The organism is Streptomyces sp. NPDC107546, from assembly GCF_055639175.1.
Genome location: NZ_JBVKBA010000020.1, coordinates 61,890 through 81,277 on the forward strand (window position 1 = coordinate 61,890; position 19,388 = coordinate 81,277).

The window sequence follows — 19,388 nt, forward strand, 5'->3', positions numbered from 1 at the left end:
ACGGACCGAACCGGTTGAACAGACCGAACAGACCGAACAGACCGAACAGACCGAACAGACCGAACCGGCCACCTGCCGCGCGCCGTGATCACTAGGGTGCGGGCGTGACCCGACACGACAGCAAACCCTTCCTCCACGTCGTCGTCTGCGCCGCCGGCGTCGCACAGGACGTCCCCGAGCTGATCACGGCCGCGCAGGAAGCGGACTGGGAGGTGGGCGTCATCGCCACCCCGCTCGCCCTCCGGTTCTTCGACACGGCCGCCGTCGAGGAGCGGACCGGCCGCCCCATCCGGTCCGTGTGGCGCGCCCCGGGCGACCCCCGGCCGTTCCCGGACCCCGACGCGGTCGTCGTGGCCCCCGCCACCTTCAACACGATCAACAAGTGGGCCGCCGGCATAGCCGACACCCTGGCCCTCGGCACCCTGTGCGAGGCGTACGGGCTCGGTGTCCCGATCGCCGTCCTGCCCTGTGTGAGCGAGGCACTGGCGGCCCACCCCGCCTACCGCGCGAGCCTCGAACGCCTCACCGGCATGGGGGTGCGGTTCGGCGACCCGTACGCCGGAGAGGCGGCCGAGGACGGCACCCGCCCGCGGTTCCGCTGGGAGCGGGCCCTGGCCCTCCTGGGGCCGCACGCCTGACGGGGGCCCGGTTCACCAGGGCGTATCACCAGGACGTACGCCGACCTGACGCTCTACTGTCGTGCCATGACCGCAGACCGTATCGCGCTGGCCGTGCACGACCACGGGGGCGACGGGCCGCCCCTGCTGCTCCTGCACGGCGCCGGGCGAACGCTCGCCGACTGGGCGGCCGTGGCCCCCCTCCTCGTGTCCCGGCACCGCGTGCTCGCCGTCGACCTGCGCGGCCACGGCCTCTCGCCGGACGGACCCTGGCGCCTGCCCGAGGTGCTCGGCGACCTCGAGGAGGTCCTGACGGCGCACGGCATCCCGGGCGCTCTTCCCGTCGGGCACTCCTTCGGCGGCATCCTCGCCGTGGTGTACGCGCTGGAGCACCAGGACGTCACCCCCGGAGCCGTGAACCTCGACGGGTTCGGCTGGGGGCGCCCGGACCAGTACGTGGGCCTGGCCCCGGACTATGTGGCCCAGCACCTCGCCCAGGTACGGGAGTTGAACGCCGGACAGGACAGGAAGCTGCCCCCGGACGGGCTCAAGGACCTCCTCGCCGAACAGCGCGCGATCTCCGAGCGCCTCGGCATCCCCTACGAACTGCTGGAGGCCGGCGTCCGGCGCTCCGTGCGGGAGCGGGACGACGGGGCTCTGGAACTGCGGCCGGGACGGGAACAGGCGCTGCAGATGCTCGAGGTCGTCGACTCGCTGGACCTGTTCGCCCTGTTCCGCAGGATGACCGCGCCGCTGCTCCTCGGCCGGGCCCAGCGGCAGGTGCCCTCCGTCCCCGGCCTGGACTGGTTCGATCCGATGATGCTCGCCTACGCCAGGGGGCTCGCCCGCGACCTGGCCGCCCTCGCCGAGGAACGGCCCGATGTGACCGTCGCCCCGATCGACGGCACGCACGCCATGCTGCTGGAGAACCCGCGGGCGGTCGCGGACGCCATCCTCGCCTTCACGTCCTGACCGTGCCTTCCGCCCTGACCGTGGTGCTCAGTGCGGACCCACGGCGGCGAACTCGGTGCCGCAGGGGCCCGCGCCCTCGCTCTCGGGCAGCGCGACGGGTGTGCCGTCCATCGTCAGGGTGTCGTAGTAAGCGCCGATGCGCTCCGCGGAGCCGCCGACGTAGTGGCCGATGAAGGAGCGGCGGAAGCGGTCGGCGCTGCGGTTGGGCTGTGAGCCGTGCACCAGGCTGCCGTTGAAGAACAGCACGTCGCCGGGCTCCATCACGACGGGCACCGGCTCGAGGCCGGGCGGTGGCGGCACGTACTCACGAGCGAACGACAGCTCGATGTCCGCCTCCTCCGGGCAGAACAGGTCCATGCGGTGCGTGCCCGGCACCACCTCCAGGCCGCCGTTCTCCCGGTCGATCACGTCGCAGGCGATCCATGCGGCCACACAGGTGCCCGGCTCCACCCGCAGATAGAAGTTGTCCTGATGCAGCGCCTGACCCCGGGCGCCCGGCGGCTTGAAGTAGAACATGCTCTGCGCGGCCAGCACCTCCTCGCCCAGCAGCGACTCGAGAACCTCCCCGAGCCTCGGGTCCAGCAGGAAGCGCAGCGACAGCTCGCTGATGCGGTGCGGGTGCATGACGCGGGGGTGGACCAGCAGCGGATCGGCGGCCTCGTCCGCCGCGGACGCGCGGGGCTCGAAGTGCCCCGGTAGGGGTCCCGCGTCCTTCAGCGCCGTGAACTCGGCGCACAGGGCGTCGATCTCGGCCCGGGAGAACAGCCCGCGCGCGACAGCGAACCCGTCCTCCTCGAACCCCTCCATGCCGGTGACTGCCATGGGCCTTCCCTTCTCAACGGTCTGGTGTGTACCTCACGCTAGGCGGGAGTTCCTGTGGGGAGGATGCCTGTGTGTGCTGACGACTTGCCCGGGACTGCTGTCCCGGCCCCGCCACCCGGCCTGGTGACGGTCGGACGCTTCGACCAGCCGCCGGGATACGGCATCAACCGGCCACGGGGAGCCGACAGCTGGCTGTTCACCTGGACGACCGGCGGGCGGGGCACCCTGGGCCAGGGCGCCACCCGGGTGACGGCCGGTGACGGGGACCTGGTGGTGCTCGGGCCCGGTGTGCCCCACCGGTACGGGATCGCGCCCGGTGCCCGGCACTGGGCGTTCTGGTGGGTGCACTGCCAGGCGCGGAGTTCCTGGGTCGGCCGGCTGGGGCCCCATGAGGTGGGTGACCGTCTCTACGCGGTCGACGCCGGACACGGGCGGGAGCGTATCGAGACGGCCTTCAGTCGCATGCTGGCCGACGCCCGTTGGGGCGGGCTCGGCACACCGCCCGAACCGGTGCCGCCCGTCGACGGCGAGGTCGCTGTCGCACACGGTGCCGTCGCCCGCGAGCTGGCCCTGTGCTGCCTCGAGGAGATCGTGCTGCTCGCCACCGCCCGGGCGGGCCCGTCCCCCTCCGGAATCGACGAACGGATCCGCCTCGCCGAGGCGTTGATCGCCGCCGACCCGGCCGCGCCGCACACCGTGCGGTCCCTGGCCGAGGGTGCCTCCCTCTCCCCGTCCCGATTCGCACACCTTTTCACCGAGCAACTGGGCCGCTCCCCGATGAGCGCCTTGCGCGAAGCGCGATTGCGGCATGCCGCCCGTCTCCTGGAAGCCACCGAACTCTCGGTCGAACGGGTGGCCGCCGCATCCGGTTTCGGCAGCCCGTTCCACTTCAACCGTCTCTTCCGTAGGCGCTATGGAACACCGCCGGGCGCCTACCGGGCCGCACAACGGGGTGGCTCGGGCTGAATTCCGGATGCGGACGGGCCGACGGCAGGGAATTCACGGTGACCGCTCCGCAGTTGACTGACATTTCGTCAACAGGCCGAATCTGAAAGGTCAAATGGAAAACCGAGGGGCTCTCTTGTTCGGACTCGGTGACCTGTGCAAAGGTGTTCCCCGTCAGCGCGCGGACCATTGCCTTCACCGCGACGCACGCAGGCGCCGTCGATCTCCGCCCGCTCCACGAGAGCTGCCCCGGGTGGAGTTCGGCCTGCCGGATAACCCTCTCAAGGACACCCCGCGTGCTGTCGGCCGGGTCGTGCCTCCATTGGTATGTACTAAGAACCTCGCGTGGCTTTTTTGGAGGAACGTGGACGTGAAAGGTGGGGGCCTGAACCATTCCCCCGATCCCGTTCCGTCGTACGACGTCACTGACGAACAGCTCGCCGCAGAACTGAAGAAGTCCGCCGGGAAGAGGCCCGTGCACCATCCGGTGGGTGAGCTGCTCGATCGGCACTGGGAAGCCGCCTTCTCCTACGCCCGCCTGTGCGCGGGCGGTGCGCATCCCGCGGGAATGCTCACCACCGCCGCATTCACCCGGCTCTTCGAGGATTCCGCGCGCCAGGGCGGACCCACGGCGGCCTGGCGGCCCCAATTGCTGGTCGCCGTACGGCGCCTGGCGGCCGAATGGGGCACCGACCACCGGCGCGAGCTGCTGCACCCCGTCCTCCGCTCGGACCCCGCCCTGGGCGAGTGCGCGGCGGCACGGCTGCTGCCGCCCGGGAACCGGCGGCTGGTCTCCCGCGCCTTCCCGCGGCTCGCCGAGCAGGCGCGCTGTCTGCTGTGGCACGTCGAGGTGGAGCGTGAGCAACTCGCCGTTCCTGCGGCCCTGTTGGGGATGGACACAGGCGACGCCGAGGTGCGGCTCGAGCGGGCGCGCGAGCAGCTGCGCGAGGCATGCCTGGACGTCCACCGCGAGTCCGCGCCCGACGAGGAGTGCCGCCGCTACGCCCGCCTGCTGGACGTCTCGCTCCGCCGGGAGAACCCCGTCCTCGACCCCGACCTGCGCCTGCACATGGACGGCTGCGCGCACTGCCACCACGCCGCCGAGCAGCTGGAGGGCTTCCGCCCCCGGCTTCCGCTCCTCCTCGCCGAGGGCGTGCTCGGCTGGGGCGCACAGGCGTACCTCGACGACGCGGCCGCACGCAGCCGGGCGGCCGAATCGGTCCCGCCAGCGCCCGTGGGCGGAGAGCCGCTGGTCGACCCGGCCGACGCGGACCGGCGGTTCGCCGCCGCCGAGCCGCCGGCCGATCCCGCCGACGCGTACGGGTGGTTCACCGCCGCGCCCGAGGCGCCTGCCGACGCCGAGTACCGGCCCGTCACGGACGCACCCGGCAGCGAGCCCGGCCATGCCCCCCGGGCCGCCGCCGCGCACAAGGCCCCGCGCCGCTCCCCGCAGCGCCGGCAGCTCGTCCTCGCCGTGGCGACGGTGAGTGCGCTCATCCTGCTGCCGCTGGTGGTGTGGTCCGTCGCCCACTCCGGCGGGAGCGCCCCGGCCGGCACCGCCGCGCCGTCCGATGAGCCGAGCCCCGGAGCACGGGCGAGCGCCTCCGGATCGCCCTCGTGGGTCGGCGCCGCCGCCGAGGTGCCCACCGGCGCCTTCCGCGGCCGGCTGCGCAACCAGGACAGCGGGCTGTGCATCGGCCTGGACCGCAGGCAGGCGGTGGCCGGCGCCGAGGCCGTACTCGTCTCGTGCGCCTCGTCCGCGACCCAGCAGTGGGCGTACGAGACGGACGGGCTGCTGCGCAGTGTCGCCGCACCCGGACTGTGTCTCGACTCCCACCTCGGCTACTCGGTGCAGCTCGCCCCGTGCGCGGAACAGCCCCGGCCCGAGTCGAGGAACGTCCGCCACGACTTCACCGTGCAGGGCGCGATCGTCCCGCGCTGGAACCAGGACCTGGCCCTGACCCCGGCCTCGCCGGCCACCGGCGCGGGGCTCGTGGTCAAGCCGCGCACAGGGGACGGCACCCAGCGCTGGCTCACCGACACGCCGAACTCACTGCGGATGCAGTCGGTCAACTGGGGCACCGGCGCCGGGACGGCCACCCCGGCGTCCCCGAGCGCCGCACCTCGCAGCGCCCCGGAGCCGGCTCCCACCCCCGCCCGACCCACCTCGGGGACGAGTCGGCCCTCGTCCCAGGGATGGGGAGCGTGCTCCTCCCCGTACTGCGCTTCGATCGGCCGGGGCGGGTACGGCGGTTGGGACGGATACGGCGGATACGGGGGCTGGGGCCGCGACGGCGGTGGGGGCGGCCGGCGCTGACCGGGCGGGCGGCCGTGCGTCACTCCTGGACCAGGTTCGGCTCCGCCCAGATCGTCTTGCCGTCGGCGGTGTGGCGGCTGCCCCATCGCTGGGTGAGCTGGGCCATCAGGAGCAGTCCGCGGCCGCCCTCGTAGATCCTGGCCCGGCGCAGGTGCGGGGCGGTGTGGCTGGTGTCGGAGACCTCGCAGATGAGTGTCGCGGCGTCATGGATAAGCCGACCGGCGCGCGCCTCGGGCAGGTGGCGGGAGGCGGCCTCCACCGCTGCGGTCCGCGGCAGGGTGCGGGGCGGCAGACTGCGCTGGAGGGCGAGCGTGGTCCTGCGCTCGCGGGAGAACCGGCGGGCGTTGTCGACGCAGACCGCGGCCCGGGCCGTGATCTCCTCGGCGAGCAGCACGTCGTCGGCCGTGAAGGGGGCGGGACGCCGGGCCCCACCGGAAGAAGGGGGCGGGTCCGGCTGGAGGTGGCCGGTGGGGCAGAAGGAAGCTGCCGCACCCTTGACGGGCGTGTGTGCCACACCGTCAGAATCTGTTTGGTCACGATCAGTTGTGAGTACTTCTGGGGCCTGATGAGGGAGAGCCGCCCATGACGGTCACGCGTAGATCGGTCCTGATCGCCGGCACGGCAGCCCCGGCCGCCGGCGCACTCCTCGGCGCCGGGAGCGCCCCGGTGGCGGCAGCCGCCCGGGCCCCCGGGCGCCGGACGGTGGCCCTCCGTGACGGCTGGCGGTTCGCGCTGGTCAACCCGGGCGGCATCACCGACCCGACCGGCGCCTATGCCGACGCCGCATCGCCCGGGTACGACGACTCGGCCTGGCGTGAGGTCGCGGTGCCGCACGACTGGAGCATCGAACAGACCCCCACCACCGAGCACGGCACCACCAGCGGCACCGGCTTCTTCCCCGGCGGTCTCGGCTGGTACCGCATCGCCTTCACCCTGCCGCCGACGCTCGCCGGGAAGCGGACATCGGTGGAGTTCGACGGCGTCTACATGGACTCGTACGTCTACTGCAACGGCTCCGAGGTCGGCCGCCACCCCTATGGCTACACGGGTTTCGCCTTCGACCTCACCGATCTGCTGCACACCGACGGCACCACCGAGAACGTCCTCGCGGTCAAGGTCCAGAACCAGCTCCCGAGCAGCCGCTGGTACTCGGGCAGCGGCATCTACCGCGAGGCCCGGCTGGTGATCACCGAGCCGGTGCACGTGGCACGCTGGGGCACCCACGTCACCACACCGGACATCACCGATGCGCGTGCCGTCGTCCGGGCGCGCACCTCGGTGGTGAACGAGTCGGGCGCCACGGCGGAGGTGGAGATCCGCTCGGCGGTCACGGACCCCGACGGCCGGACGGTCGCCCGGACGTCCTCCACGGTCACCGTCGCCGGGGCCACGACCGAGACCCATGAACTCACCGTGCCGAGGCCCAGGTTGTGGGACTTCGCAACCCCGGACCACCGGTACACCCTGCACACCGAACTACGGGTGGGCGGCGAGACCGTCGACAGCTGCGACACCACCTTCGGCATCCGTTCCTTCCGCTTCGACCCGGACGAGGGGTTCTCCCTCAACGGCACCCACGCCAAGATCAAGGGTGTCGACCTGCACCACGACCAGGGCGCGCTCGGGGCGGCGATCAGCATCGACGCCGTACGCCGGCAAATGACGATCATGAAGTCGATGGGGGTCAACGCCTTCCGCACCTCCCACAACCCGCCCTCACCGCAGATGATCCAGGTCTGCGAGGAGCTGGGCATCGTGATGATGGTGGAGGCGTTCGACTGCTGGCACACCGGCAAGACCACGTACGACTACCACCGGTTCTTCGACGACTGGTGCGAGAAGGACGCCACCGAGATGGTGCTCGCGGCCCGCAACTCCCCGGCCGTGGTCCTGTGGTCCATCGGCAACGAGATCCCCGACTCCACGTCCACCGTCGGGCTCGCCATGGCGGACCGGATCATAGGCGCGATCAAGGCCGTCGACGACACCCGCCCGCTCGTCATCGGCTCGGACAAATACCGCGGCGTCCCGAAGAAGGGATCGGCGGCCGACCTCATGCTCGCCAAGCTCGACGGCCTCGGACTGAACTACAACACCGCCAAGTCTGTGGACGCCCTGCACGCCGCCTACCCGCACCTGTTCCTCTTCGAGTCCGAGTCGTCGTCCGAGACCTCGACGCGCGGCACCTACCAGGAGCCCGAGCACCTCAACACCGGCGAGAACCACACTCCCGGCCGACGTGCCACCTCCTCGTACGACAACAACCTCGCCTCCTGGACCATGAGCGGCGAGTACGGGCACAAGAAGGACCGCGACCGGAAGTGGTTCGCCGGGCAGTTCCTGTGGTCGGGCATCGACTACATCGGGGAGCCCACGCCGTACGACGTCTTCCCGGTGAAGGCGTCCTTCTTCGGCGCCGTCGACACGGCCGGCTTCCCCAAGGACATGTACCACCTGTTCAGGAGCCAGTGGACCAACGAGCCCATGGTCCATCTGGTGCCCATGACCTGGAACCACGAGAAGGGGGACACGGTCGAGGTCTGGGCGTACGCCAACGTCGACACCGTCGAGCTGTTCCTGAACGGGAAGTCCCTCGGGACAAGGAAGTTCGACACCAAGAAGACGACGGACGGGCGTACCTATCTGGAGACCACCGAGGCGACCGGCGACGACAAGACGTTCACCTCGGGCCCCTACCCCGGCAGCTACACGAGCCCGAACGGCAGCGCGGGCAAGCTGCACCTCACCTGGAAGGTGCCCTTCGAACCGGGCGAGTTGAAGGCGGTCGCGCGACGGGACGGCAAGGTGGTCGCGACCGACGTCCTGCGCACCACGGGGCCGGCGCACGCCCTGCGCCTGACTCCGGACCGCACGTCCCTGGCGGCCGACGGCCGCTCCCTCCTCTTCGTGACCGCCGAAGTCGTCGACGCCCACGGCGTGGTGGTGCCCGACGCCGGGGATCTGATCACCTTCGACGTGAAGGGCGGTTCCCTCGCCGGGCTGGACAACGGCCGGGAGGAGAGCGCCGAGCGCTACCAGGCCACCACCCGGACCGCCTTCCACGGGAAGGCGCTCGCCATCGTGCGCTCGGGCGCCAGGGCTGGTGCCCTGAAGGTGACGGCCCGGGCGGACGGGCTGCGCACCGCGACCGCGACCGTCCGCACCACTGCAGCGCCGTCCACCGCGCTCACACCGGCGCCGGTGTTCAAGCCCGACCTCCCGGCAGCCCCCACCTACCCCCAGGCCGACGCCGGTTACTCCGGCCGCCCCGACACCCTTCCCGCAGCCATGCTCGACGGTGATCCGGCCACCGGGTGGTCCAACGCCTTCTACAAGTCGGCCACCGCCCTGCTGCCCGCCTTCAACGGTGCCCGGCCGAAGGACTGGGTGTCGGTCGACTTCGGGCGCCGACGGACCATGGACCGCGTCGAGGTCTCCTTCACCGTCGACGCGACCCACGCGCAGCCCGCCTCGGTCGAGGTCTCCGTCTGGGACGGCGAGCGGTACGTGCCCGTGACCGGCGCCGCCGTGGACCGGGCCACCGCCTCCGACGCCCCGACCGTGATCACCTTCGACGCGGTCCGCGGCTCCCGCCTGCGCCTGACGATGACCAGTGCCCGCCCGGGCGCCGCCGACGGCGCGGTCCGCATCAGCCGGCTGGAGGTCCCGTCCGGCTGAGCCCGGCTCTGTCGGTACCGGCGGCTGTGCCGCACTGCCGCCGGTACCGTGGGCACCCCACGCTGACCTGGGGGTATTTACGAGTAAGTACCCTCGCTGTACCGTTACGGCATGCCAGCCCTCAACGTGGAGTTCAGTGATCGGGAGCTAGAGGACCTGCGGCAGATCGCCAAGGAGCGCGGTACGTCGATGAAGGCCCTGGTGCGTGAGGCCGCCGCGGCCGACATCGCGCGGCACCGGGCCCTTCAGGAGGGCGCCGAGGCCTTCCGCCGGTTCTTCGCCACGCACGCCGACGAGTTCGCGGCGGCCTTCCCCGACGACGAGCCACCCGTGAGGGGCGAGGGGCAGGACGCCTGACCGATGACCTCCGTCATCCATATCGACGTGCCCTGGCTGCTCCAGCGCCACGAAGAGGTCCTGCCGGACCAGCCCGTCATCAACGACTTCTCCGCGCTGGTCGCCGCGGTCGCCCGGCACCGCGTGGACCCGCCCCGCCTCGGTGTGGACTCCGACCCGGCCTGGCGCGCCGCCGCCCTGCTGCACACCCTCGCGCTGCTCAAGCCGCTGCCGTCGGCGAACGCCCGTTTCGCCTGCGCCACCGCGGTCGCGTACATGTTCGTCAGCGGCGTCGGCATCGACCCGCCCTACGGCGCCCTCGTCGACCTCACCCGTGACCTGATCTCCGGCAAGGCCGACGTCTACGGTGCAGCGGACCGACTGCGGTCCTGGCAGATCTGAGGTCGCTCACATCCCCTGTCCCGCCCGCCTTCTGGGCCGCCGACCGAGGGCGGGAGATCAGGGTCGGCGGCCCGTTGCGCGCGGCAGTGCCGCCGTGCCGCGCGGGGCCGAAGAGAGGCCGGCTCCAGTGGACTACGGAGCCCCGCCGCGGCGGGAGCGTGCGAGCGGCGCCGGCGTGGGCGCGCGGTTCACACGGGGCGCGTGGGACAGCGAAAGCGGTTACGCAATGAGGGAGTTGGCGCCAAGAGCTCCCCTGTTCCTTTTCCTGGTGCCGATGTTGTTCAAGTGCCTTGTTGGCCATGAGTGACCTGTGCAAAGGTGACCTGTCTGCGCAGGGGCAATGGCCGGGGCGGCATCGCTGCTCGCTATTCCGGGCCGTTGGCGAGCTCAAAAGGCTCATCAGCCGATGACCGCCGTGCAGCCGTCACCCGTGGCCCTTTTCCCGGCGCGGCGCCGAAAAGGCCCAGCAGTCGGGTTCTTTCGGCGTACAGAACTCCGTGTGCGACCTTGTGCCTTGGAAGGAACCCGCTCAGTGCACACCCCCCACCCCCCGCGTCCGCCCTATCCGCCCCGTCCCGGCGCGGCACCGGGAGAATCCGACGAGAACCTGGCCGCCCGGCTCAGGGGCCGGCCCGTGGGCGAGACCACCCTGCCCGTCGCGTTGCTGATGGCCAGACACTGGCAGGCGGCGTACGACTACGCGGTCATCTGCCTCGCCTCCTCACGCAACGTCGCCGCGATGGCCACCGCCGCCGCCTTCCACCGGGTCCTCGGCGACCTCACCCGCTCCCGTTCCGTGGTGGCGCTGCGTCCGGGCCTTCTCGTCGCGGTCCGGGACACGGTCGCGGAATGGGCGGCGGAGGACCGGATATCCGGTGTTCTGCCGGAGCTGAGGAAACCCGCGGGGGGTCGCGGTATGCGCGCCGCGAAGTTCCTGACACCCGAAAACAGCGCCCTCGCCGAACACGCTTTCCGTGCTCTGTCCCCATTCGCCCAGTCCCTGCTGTGGCACACCGAGGTCGAAGCCGAACACATATCCGTCCCTGCCGTTCTGCTCGGCATGGACTCCGAGACCGCGGCGGCCGCACTGGAACAGGCACGCGAAGAATTCCGGACCGGCTGTGTACGCGCCCACCGGGAACTCGCGCCGAGCGCCGAATGCCGCTTCCACAACCGGCTCCTCGACATCCCCCTGCGCCGCGGCGGTGACCTGCTGCCCGAGGTGTACCAGCACGTCCTCCAGTGCCGCCACTGCCGTTGCGCCGCCGAACAACTGCGCCGGTGCGAGGACGGCCTCGGCGCACTGCTGGCCGAGGCGGTCCTCGGCTGGGGCGCCCGGCGCTACCTCGACTCCCGGCACGGCCGCACCCCACACCCCGCGCGCACCGGCTCCCGCGGACGGCGCCCGGGCGGGGGCGGACGCCACCGGCTGCTCACCCGGATCCCCGCGGCGGGCCGCAGGATCACCGCGGGGGAGCGGAAGTCGAGGAACCTGCTGACCGGCGTCGGCTTCGCCACCGTAGCCGTCCTGCTGACCCTGCTGGTCACCGGAGTCTGGACCGACGACGGAAGCGGCGCCGACCCGGTCGCCTCCACGAGCGCGACCGGCGGCCCGAACTCCCCCTCGCCCCGCTCCGGCCCCCAAGCGCCGTCCGACACGGCCGGACTGCCCACGGCCCCGCAGGAGACCCGGCTGCGCGCCGCCGCCGGTCTCTGCCTCGACATCCGCGGCACGGTCAGGGCCGGTGCGGGCACCCGGCTCGCGACCTGCTCGTCGGCGTGGACCCAGAAGTGGTCGTACGAGAGCGACGGCCTGCTGCGCAGTGTCGCCGACCCGGGCCTGTGCCTCGACTCCCACGCCACCGACGGAGCTGTCACGCTCGCCCCGTGCGTCGAGGCGGGCCAGACGCACGCCGACGACGTCCGCTACGACCTCACCGTAGGGGGCGAGTTGCTCCCGCGGTGGGGCGCGGGCCTCGCCGTCACGCCCGCGAGCCCCGACCCGGACGCCGACATCGTCGTCAAGGACCGGGACGGTTCCGACGCCCAGCGGTGGGCGACCGACCCCCGCTCGTACGGGCAGCAGGCGGCCGCAGACGGACCCACCCTCGATCCTGTCTGAGCCACCGCTCCGCTCCGGGAGACACACCGGCGAGCCGAGGGCCGCGCCCTCATGCCGACTACCGTCCGTCCGGGAGGGTAGTCGGGGTGGGCGGATGACTCCGTGATCACCAGTGGTCGCGGCAGACGGACAGAGAGGCGGCATGACGTGCGGACCGTCGGTGTGGAAGAGGAACTCCTCCTGGTCGACCCGGAGACCGGTGAGCCGAAGGCGTTGTCGGCCGCGGTGCTCGCCCGCGCCGCGCAGGACGAGGCGGACGAGGGCCTGTTCGAGAAGGAGCTCTACGGTCAGATGCTGGAGTTCGCCACGCATCCGCAGACGGACATGGCGGAACTCGGCGCCGAGATCGTCCGCTGCCGCCGGGAGGCGGCCGAACACGCCGGGGGGATCGGCTGCGCCGTGGCCGCGCTGGCCACCTCACCGCTGCCGGTGAGCCCGTCCCTCAGCATGAACCGCCGCTACCGGTGGATGGCCGAGCAGTACGGCCTCGCCACGCGGGAACAGCTGGTCTGCGGCTGTCACGTGCACGTCTCGGTCGAGTCGGACGAGGAGGCCGTCGCGGTGGTCGACCGCGTACGGCCCTGGCTCCCCGTACTGGTCGCCCTGAGCGCCAACTCCCCCTTTTGGCAGGGCAGGGACTCCGGCTACGACAGCTACCGCAGCCGGGTGTGGGGGCGCTGGCCCTCCGCGGGGCCGACCGAGCTGTTCGGTTCTCCCGAGCGGTACCACCGGCGGGTGGCCGACATGGTCGCCACCGGAGTCATCCTCGACGAGGCGATGGTCTACTTCGACGCGCGTCTGTCCGAGCGGTACCCGACGGTGGAGATCCGGGTCCCCGATGTCTGCCTGCACGCGGATACCGCGCAGTTGATCGCCACCCTCGCCCGCGGGCTGGTGGAGACCGCGGCGCGCGAGTGGCGGGCGGGCCGGGAGCCGGTGGACCACAGCGTGAGTCTGCTGCGGCTGGCCGCCTGGCAGGCGGCCCGGGCCGGCCTGGCGCGTGAGTTGCTGCACCCGAGGACGATGCGCCGCATGCCGGCGGAGTCGGTGGTGCGGGACCTGCTCGACCACGTCGGTGACGCGCTGGCCGGCACCGATGACGTGGACCGAGCGGATCAGGCCGTGACCGGGCTGCTGGAGCGGGGAAACGGCGCCCGGGTGCAGCGGGAACTCATGGAGCGGACCGGGAGCCTGCGCGACGTCGTCCTGGAGTGCGTACGCCACACCCAGGGCGAGCCGCAGTCCTGACATTGCGTCAGGACACGACGTCGTGAACTTCCCCGCTCGTCAGGAAGTCCGCCGCGTTGCGGACCGCCGCCAGCGCGATCCGTACCAGCGTCTCCCGGGTGACACCGGCGACATGCGGCGACAGCACCACGTTCGGCGCCTTCAGCAACCTCAGGGCCGCGGTGGGCGGTTCGGGGTCGAAGACGTCGATCCCCGCCCCGGCCAGCGTGCCGGTCTCCAGCGCGTCCGCCAGCGCGTCCTGGTCGATCAGGGCGCCCCGCGCCGTGTTGATCACGAACGCGGTGGGCTTCAGCAGCGCCAGGCGCTCGGCGTTCAGCAGATGCCGGGTCGCGTCGGTGAGGGGCGCGTGCAGCGTCACGTAGTCGGAGGTGCGCAGCAGTTCGTCGAGGCCCATGTACCGGGCCCCGAGCCGGGCCTCCGTCTCCGCGTCCAACGGCTCCGGGCCCGCGTACACGATCGACATGTCGAAGGCGGCCGCCCGACGTGCCACCTCCTGGCCGATGTGGCCGAGCCCGACGATGCCGAGGGTCTTGCCGGACAGCTCGGTGATCGACTGCTGCAGCCGGGGCAGCGCCCAGTCGGCGTCGACGAGCGCGGTGTGCGCCGGGACCAGCTGCTTGGCCAGGGCGAGCATGAGCGCGAAGGTCTGCTCGGCCACGTTCTGCTTCTCGGCGCCGCTCGAGCCGATGTTGCAGACCGGGATGTTCCGGCCGCGAGCCGCGTCCAGGTCGACGTAGTCGAAGCCGTGACTCGCGCACTGGATCAGTCTCAACTCCAGTGCCGCGGCGATGTGTTCCGCGGTGACCGGGCCGAGCCCCGTGACGATGACGTGGGCCTCGCGCAGCGCCACCGGATCCTCGTCGGTCCTCTCCACCACGGTCACCCGCGCCTCGCCGGGGAAGAAGGTGGCGAGCGCGGAACCCGCCTGCCGCCCGCCGACGTGCGGCGAGACGACGGCCAGGACGTTGTTGGCGTCGGAGGCGTCGGAGGCGTCGGAGGCGTCGGTGGCGTTGTCGGCGCCGGTGGTGCCGGTCGTGTGGGTCATCGGGTTTCCTCGAGCAGGTCGGCGGGGCCGAGCGTGGCGGGGCGGGCGTGCCCGGACAGGGCGAGGGTGAGGTCGAACTCGGCGAGCAGACAGCGGATCACGTGCTCGACGCCCGCCTGGCCGTCGAGCCCGAGACCGTAGGCGTACGGCCGTCCCACGAGCACCGCCCGCGCCCCCAGCGCGAGCGCCTTGACCACGTCGTCGCCGGTGCGGATCCCGCTGTCGAACAGCACGGTCAGCCGGTCCCCGGCCGCCTCCACCACCCGTGGCAGCGCCTCCGCGGCGGCCACCGAACCGGCCACCTGCCGGCCGCCGTGGTTGGAGACCACCACCCCGTCCATCCCGGCGTCGGCGGCCGCGCGGGCGTCGTCGGGATGCAGGATGCCCTTCAGGACGATCGGACCGTCCCAGTGCTCCCGCAGGAACGCCAGGTCCGGCCAGGTCTTCCCGGGGTCCGCGAACATGTTCACGAAGTGCAGCACGGCCGCGTCGGGGTCCTCGTGCACCGGCTTGGCCAGACCCGCCTGGAACGCCGGGTCGGAGAAGTAGTTGGCGGTGCCCACCCCGTGCAGGAACGGCAGATACGCCTGGTCCAGGTCGCGGGGCCGCCAGGCCAGCAGCGGGGTGTCCAGCGTCACGAACAGCGCCGTGAAACCGGCCGCCCTCGCCCGGGCGAGGAAACTGCGGGTGACCTCGCGGTCCTTGGCCCAGTAGAGCTGGAACCACCGCTCACCGTCACCCGACGCCTCCGCGACCTGCTCCATCGGCGTGCTGGACGCCGAGGACAGGACGAACGGCACGCCCTGCGCCGCCGCGGCCCGCGCCGCCGCCGATTCGGCGTCCGGATGCATGATCGACAGCACGCCGATCGGAGCCAGGGCCAGCGGTGCGGGCAGCCGCCGCCCCAGCACCTCCACGGACAGGTCGCGCTCGTGCACGTCCCGCAGCATGCGCGGCACGATCCGGTGCCGCTCGAGCGCGGCCCGGTTCGCCCGGGCGGTGCTGCCGGTGCCCGCGCTGCCCGCCACATAGCCGACCGGGCCGGGACCGAGCCGCTGCTCGGTCAGCGCCTCCAGCCGGGTCAGATCGGTGGGCAGCCGCGGTACCGCGCCCGTCATGCCGTTGAGATAGATCTCGTACTGGAAGTCCGCCCAGTGCTTCGCCATCCCGTACGTCCCGCCTCTCGTCCCTGAGACCGCGTAGTACGACCACGCTGTACGCCGATGATCCTGGCGAACGTGACAAGGTCCGTCCACCGTGGTGCGCACATCGCACGGCTGGAATCATCACCCTGTGACAAGTGAGCCGCTCAAGACCCGCAGCGCCGTCCGGGCGGAGACCGTCGCCGACCCGCGGGTCGTGGAGGCGGTCGTCGCCGCCGTCCACGCGACGGTGCCGGTGTACGCCTCGCTCGACGACAGCCGGCTGCCGGAGGTCCGGGCCATCGCGGCCTGGGGCGTGGACCGGCTGCTGGACCTGTGGGCAACCGACGGCACCCTGGGACCGGCCGATCTGCGCCGCTTCCGCGGGATCGCGGCGGCCCGCGCCGCCGACGGCCGCCCCGTGCAGGCCGTGCTGCGCGCCTACCGGGTGGCCGCCGCAGTCCTCACCGACGAGGTCGCCGCGCGTGGGCGCGCGCTCACGGCGGCGGACGGCCTCGCCCTGGCCCGGGTCCTGCTGACGGCTCTGGACACCCTGTCGGAGGAGATGGCCACGGCGTACGCGGCGACCACCGAGGACCTGGCCGGGGACCGGGACCGCGCGCTGCGACTGCTGCTCGACGACCTGATCGCCGGCCGGCACGCCTCGGTGGGCGCGCTGACGGACCGCTCGGCCCGGCTGGGCGTCCAACTCCCCGACCCGTACTGCCTGCTGGTGGCCGAGCCCGCGACGGGTGGCGGCCCCGACATGTCGTACGAGGCCGCCGCCGGACTCCTCGGTGCGCTCGGCGGCGCCGGGGCGCTGTCGACGGTGCGCGGCTCCCGCGCGGTCCTGCTGCTGCCCGCCACGGCCGTCGGCCGGGCACCGGCCCTCCTGGACGCCCGGGTGTGGCGTGGCTGCGCGATCACGGGCGAGGGCCTGGACCGGGTCGCCGTCGCCCACCGACTGGCCGCCGACGCCCTCGACACGGCCCCCGCCCACGCCCACCGGCCCGGCCGCGTCCTCGACGACGCCGACGCACACGTGCTGGCCCTGCTCGCCGGGCACCCGGCGGCCACCCCGGACCACATCGCCCGTCTCGTCCTAGGCCCCCTCACCGACCCGGAACAACGCCACCTGCTCAAGGCCCTGACGGCGTACATCGACGCGGGCTCGGCCACCGCCGCCGCCCGCGCCCTCCACCTCCACCCCCAGTCCCTGCGCTACCGCCTGCGCCGCGTGCACACCCTGACGTCCCGCGACCCACGCGACCCCTGGCAGCGCCTGACCCTGGACATCGCCCGCACACTCAGGGCCTGACGGGCCTCACGCCCTGGCTCCGGTACCCACACGGGCCACCGCCCGGACCGGTGCGCCGTCCGCGCCCGGCAGGTGCAGCGGGAACAGAAACACGTCGACCGGGCGGCCCGCCGCCTGCGCGGCGACGACCTGGTCCAGGCCCCGCAGGTTCTCGGCGATCACCCCGCCCACCCCGCACAGCACCCGGTGCGCGGGCAGGTCCGGGTCGCCGGTCGCGTCCACGCTCAGCGCGTCCACGCCGACCGTGCGGACGCTCGCGCCCACCACCGCCTCCATCGCCTCCGGCGTCAGCCAGGGATGGGCCGGATAGGCGTCCGTGCCCCAGTACGCCGACCAGCCCGTGGCCACCAGCAGGATCGCGCCCGGCCGCAGTCGCAGCAGGCTCAGCGCGGGCGCGAGCAGTTCGCGTGTGATCGGCGTCCGGGCCGGCAGGCCCCTTACGTCCGCCACCACCGCCGGGCCCGCGAACCGCTCCAGCGGCAGCGCGTCCAGCGCGGGCCACGCCGAGTCCACGTGGTACGGCGCGTCGACATGCGTGCCGGACTGCGAACCCAGGTGCAACGCCAGCACGTTGACCCCGTCCGTGGCCACCCGAAGTGCCCGCTCCACCTCGACCTGCGGGTCACCGGGATACACGGGCATCCCGGTGACCACGGGCACCGACAGGTCGAGCCAGGACTCCATCAGCCGCCCTCGACCGCGAGTGCCGGAGCGCAGTCGCCCTGCGGCGCGCCCGGACCGGTGATCGGCGGCACAGGCGCCTCGGCGGTACGGGCCAGTCGCGCGCCCTCGGGCCCGTACGCCGCCCGCGGCTCGGGGAAGAGCCGCAGCAGCGCCAGGTACAGGACCGCGGCGACGGCCAGTGACAGCGGCAGGCTGATGTCGACGCCGTTCGCCAGGTCTCCGAGCGGGCCGACGAACTGGCCCGGGATGTTCGTGAACAGCACGCCGATCACCGCCGCCACCCACCAGGCGGTCATGCCCCGCCAGTTCCAGCCGTGCGCGAACCAGTAACGGCCGCCGCGCTGACGGCGGTTGAAGACCTGGAGCGCGTCCGGGTCGTACCAGCCGCGCCGGGTGTAGAAGCCCAGCATCATCACGACCATCCAGGGAGTGGTGCAGGTGATGATCATCGTGGCGAACGTGGAGATCGACTGCACCAGGTTCAGCCCGAAACGGCCGATGAAGATGAACGCGATCGACAGCACGCCCACCACCAGCGTCGCCTGCACTCGGGTGAGCCGTGGGAAGACGGACGAGAAGTCCAGGCCCGTCCCGTACAGCGACGTCGTGCCCGTCGACATGCCCCCGATCAGCGCGAGCAGGCACACCGGCAGGAAGAACCAGGTCGGTGAGATCGCGAGCAGTCCGCCCACGAAGTCCGGGGCCGAAGGGTCGACGTACTTCGGCGCCTGCTTGGCGATGATGCTCGCGGTGGCGAGCCCGAACACGAACGGCAGCAGCGTCGCGATCTGCGACAGGAACGCGGCGCCGACCACCTTGCGGCGCGGCGTGTCCGCGGGGATGTAGCGCGACCAGTCACCGAGGAACGCGCCGAACGACACCGGGTTCGACAGCACGATCAGCGCGGCGCCGATGAAGGACGGCCAGAACAGCGCCTTGGTCGCCGGATCGGCCGAGGCGGTGAAGACACCCGCGTACGACGGGTCGAAGTCCCCGGCGAACGCGACCGCGCCGAGCAGGAACAGTACCGTCGCCGACGTCACCGCGATCTTGTTGACGAACAGCATGAACCGGAAGCCGTACACGCACACCGCGAGCACCAGACCGGCGAACAGCGCGTAGGCGACGACGTACGACGGTGTGTTGCGCTCGAGCCCGAACAGCCGGTGCGCGCCGCCGACCAGGGCGTCGCCGGAGCTCCACACCGAGATCGAGAAGAACGCGATGGCCGTGAGCAGGGACAGGAAAGATCCGACCACGCGGCCGTGCACCCCGAGGTGCGCGGACGAGGAGACCGCGTTGTTCGTGCCGTTGACCGGGCCGAACACCGCCATGGGGCACAGGATCAGCGCACCGGCGACCACGCCGAGGACCGTCGCCGCGAGTCCTTGTCGGAAGGAGAGGCCGAACAGGATCGGGAAGGCGCCGAGGACACAGGTCGAGAAGGTGTTCGCGCCGCCGAAGGCGACCCGGAACAGGTCGAGCGGAGTCGCGGTGCGGTCGGCGTCCGGGATGCGCTCCACGCCGTACGCCTCGACCTCGGTGAGGGAGGGCGGCGCGGCGGCGGAGGGGGTGGAATTCTCGGGCAACGGGGCTCCAGCGGGGGGAGGGACGGTGGAGCGCGTTCGTGGCGCTGCGGGGCCGGACGGCTCCGGACCACCGCAGGGGTGTGCGGTGCGCGAGGAAGCCGTCCCACGGGGATTCGCCGACGTTAAAACCGCGGACGTGGCCGGCACCAGA

At 72.4% G+C, this 19,388-nt stretch carries 15 protein-coding genes and 1 pseudogene; 10 read left to right on the top strand and 6 right to left on the bottom strand.

What is annotated here, in order from left to right; genetic code table 11:
- Nucleotides 1-104: 104 nt before the first annotated feature.
- Both ACZ7L1_RS26470 and ACZ7L1_RS26475 read left to right on the top strand, forming a co-directional pair.
- Nucleotides 105-638 carry a flavoprotein gene (locus tag ACZ7L1_RS26470; protein WP_471440506.1) on the top strand — a complete coding sequence of 178 codons (534 nt, stop codon included), beginning with the start codon at nucleotides 105-107 and terminating at the stop codon, nucleotides 636-638.
- A 66-nt stretch (nucleotides 639-704) separates the two neighbouring features.
- Complete coding sequence (locus ACZ7L1_RS26475; RefSeq protein WP_471440507.1) at nucleotides 705-1,589, top strand: alpha/beta fold hydrolase; 885 nt, start codon at nucleotides 705-707, stop codon at nucleotides 1,587-1,589.
- A gap of 27 nt (nucleotides 1,590-1,616) precedes the next feature.
- Here ACZ7L1_RS26475 and ACZ7L1_RS26480 read toward each other — a convergent pair whose 3' ends face one another.
- Nucleotides 1,617-2,411, bottom strand: coding sequence for a phytanoyl-CoA dioxygenase family protein (locus tag ACZ7L1_RS26480; RefSeq protein ID WP_471440508.1), 795 nt, complete (start codon nucleotides 2,409-2,411; stop codon nucleotides 1,617-1,619).
- 63 nt (nucleotides 2,412-2,474) lie between these two features.
- Between ACZ7L1_RS26480 and ACZ7L1_RS26485 the strand changes: the two genes are divergently transcribed.
- Both ACZ7L1_RS26485 and ACZ7L1_RS26490 read left to right on the top strand, forming a co-directional pair.
- The gene (locus ACZ7L1_RS26485) at nucleotides 2,475-3,377 is read left to right on the top strand and encodes a helix-turn-helix domain-containing protein (protein ID WP_471440509.1); all 903 of its coding nucleotides are present in this window, start codon (nucleotides 2,475-2,477) and stop codon (nucleotides 3,375-3,377) included.
- Nucleotides 3,378-3,726: 349 nt separating this feature from the next.
- A complete protein-coding gene (locus ACZ7L1_RS26490) occupies nucleotides 3,727-5,673 on the top strand; it encodes a ricin-type beta-trefoil lectin domain protein (RefSeq protein ID WP_471440510.1) in 1,947 nt (648 codons plus the stop codon).
- A 19-nt stretch (nucleotides 5,674-5,692) separates the two neighbouring features.
- Here ACZ7L1_RS26490 and ACZ7L1_RS26495 read toward each other — a convergent pair.
- Nucleotides 5,693-5,890, bottom strand: a pseudogene (locus tag ACZ7L1_RS26495) (ATP-binding protein); the annotation flags it as partial.
- 365 nt (nucleotides 5,891-6,255) lie between these two features.
- Here ACZ7L1_RS26495 and ACZ7L1_RS26500 point away from each other — a divergent pair.
- The 5 genes from ACZ7L1_RS26500 (at nucleotide 6,256) to ACZ7L1_RS26520 (ending at nucleotide 13,459) form a co-directional block, all read left to right on the top strand.
- On the top strand, nucleotides 6,256-9,351 hold the full coding sequence (locus ACZ7L1_RS26500; protein WP_471440511.1) for a glycoside hydrolase family 2 TIM barrel-domain containing protein: 3,096 nt from the start codon (nucleotides 6,256-6,258) through the stop codon (nucleotides 9,349-9,351).
- Between the two features lie 111 nt (nucleotides 9,352-9,462).
- Nucleotides 9,463-9,708 (top strand): hypothetical protein, encoded by a 246-nt coding sequence (locus ACZ7L1_RS26505; RefSeq protein ID WP_471440512.1) that lies wholly within the window; start codon nucleotides 9,463-9,465, stop codon nucleotides 9,706-9,708.
- A 3-nt stretch (nucleotides 9,709-9,711) separates the two neighbouring features.
- Nucleotides 9,712-10,089, top strand: a complete 378-nt coding sequence (locus tag ACZ7L1_RS26510) for a toxin Doc (protein ID WP_200423029.1) — start codon at nucleotides 9,712-9,714, stop codon at nucleotides 10,087-10,089.
- Between the two features lie 532 nt (nucleotides 10,090-10,621).
- Complete coding sequence (locus ACZ7L1_RS26515) at nucleotides 10,622-12,211, top strand: RICIN domain-containing protein (protein ID WP_471440513.1); 1,590 nt, start codon at nucleotides 10,622-10,624, stop codon at nucleotides 12,209-12,211.
- 147 nt (nucleotides 12,212-12,358) lie between these two features.
- Nucleotides 12,359-13,459: a glutamate--cysteine ligase 2 gene (locus tag ACZ7L1_RS26520; RefSeq protein WP_471440514.1), complete on the top strand. Its 1,101-nt coding sequence runs from the start codon at nucleotides 12,359-12,361 to the stop codon at nucleotides 13,457-13,459.
- Nucleotides 13,460-13,466: 7 nt separating this feature from the next.
- On the opposite strand, the gene ACZ7L1_RS26525 is transcribed toward ACZ7L1_RS26520, so the two are convergent.
- Entirely contained in the window at nucleotides 13,467-14,504 is a 1,038-nt protein-coding gene (locus tag ACZ7L1_RS26525; RefSeq protein ID WP_471440515.1) for a 2-hydroxyacid dehydrogenase, read from the bottom strand.
- A complete protein-coding gene (locus ACZ7L1_RS26530) occupies nucleotides 14,501-15,670 on the bottom strand; it encodes a lactate 2-monooxygenase (protein WP_471440516.1) in 1,170 nt (389 codons plus the stop codon). The genes ACZ7L1_RS26525 and ACZ7L1_RS26530 overlap by 4 nt, the downstream gene beginning before the upstream one ends.
- Before the next feature lie 127 nt (nucleotides 15,671-15,797).
- Between ACZ7L1_RS26530 and ACZ7L1_RS26535 the strand changes: the two genes are divergently transcribed.
- Nucleotides 15,798-16,964 carry a PucR family transcriptional regulator gene (locus ACZ7L1_RS26535; RefSeq protein ID WP_471440517.1) on the top strand — a complete coding sequence of 389 codons (1,167 nt, stop codon included), beginning with the start codon at nucleotides 15,798-15,800 and terminating at the stop codon, nucleotides 16,962-16,964.
- 6 nt (nucleotides 16,965-16,970) lie between these two features.
- Here ACZ7L1_RS26535 and ACZ7L1_RS26540 read toward each other — a convergent pair whose 3' ends face one another.
- Both ACZ7L1_RS26540 and ACZ7L1_RS26545 read right to left on the bottom strand, forming a co-directional pair.
- Nucleotides 16,971-17,648 (bottom strand): cyclase family protein, encoded by a 678-nt coding sequence (locus tag ACZ7L1_RS26540; RefSeq protein WP_471440518.1) that lies wholly within the window; start codon nucleotides 17,646-17,648, stop codon nucleotides 16,971-16,973.
- Complete coding sequence (locus ACZ7L1_RS26545; protein WP_471440519.1) at nucleotides 17,648-19,237, bottom strand: purine-cytosine permease family protein; 1,590 nt, start codon at nucleotides 19,235-19,237, stop codon at nucleotides 17,648-17,650. The genes ACZ7L1_RS26540 and ACZ7L1_RS26545 overlap by 1 nt, the downstream gene beginning before the upstream one ends.
- Nucleotides 19,238-19,388: the final 151 nt, after the last annotated feature.

Coding starts and splice junctions, on each gene's coding strand:
- ACZ7L1_RS26540 (WP_471440518.1), bottom strand. CDS start 17,648: ATGGAGTCCTGGCTCGACCTGTCGGTGCCCGTGGTCACCGGGATGCCC.
- ACZ7L1_RS26480 (WP_471440508.1), bottom strand. CDS start 2,411: ATGGCAGTCACCGGCATGGAGGGGTTCGAGGAGGACGGGTTCGCTGTC.
- ACZ7L1_RS26525 (WP_471440515.1), bottom strand. CDS start 14,504: ATGACCCACACGACCGGCACCACCGGCGCCGACAACGCCACCGACGCC.
- ACZ7L1_RS26505 (WP_471440512.1), top strand. CDS start 9,463: ATGCCAGCCCTCAACGTGGAGTTCAGTGATCGGGAGCTAGAGGACCTG.
- ACZ7L1_RS26500 (WP_471440511.1), top strand. CDS start 6,256: ATGACGGTCACGCGTAGATCGGTCCTGATCGCCGGCACGGCAGCCCCG.
- ACZ7L1_RS26485 (WP_471440509.1), top strand. CDS start 2,475: ATGCCTGTGTGTGCTGACGACTTGCCCGGGACTGCTGTCCCGGCCCCG.
- ACZ7L1_RS26510 (WP_200423029.1), top strand. CDS start 9,712: ATGACCTCCGTCATCCATATCGACGTGCCCTGGCTGCTCCAGCGCCAC.
- ACZ7L1_RS26530 (WP_471440516.1), bottom strand. CDS start 15,670: ATGGCGAAGCACTGGGCGGACTTCCAGTACGAGATCTATCTCAACGGC.
- ACZ7L1_RS26475 (WP_471440507.1), top strand. CDS start 705: ATGACCGCAGACCGTATCGCGCTGGCCGTGCACGACCACGGGGGCGAC.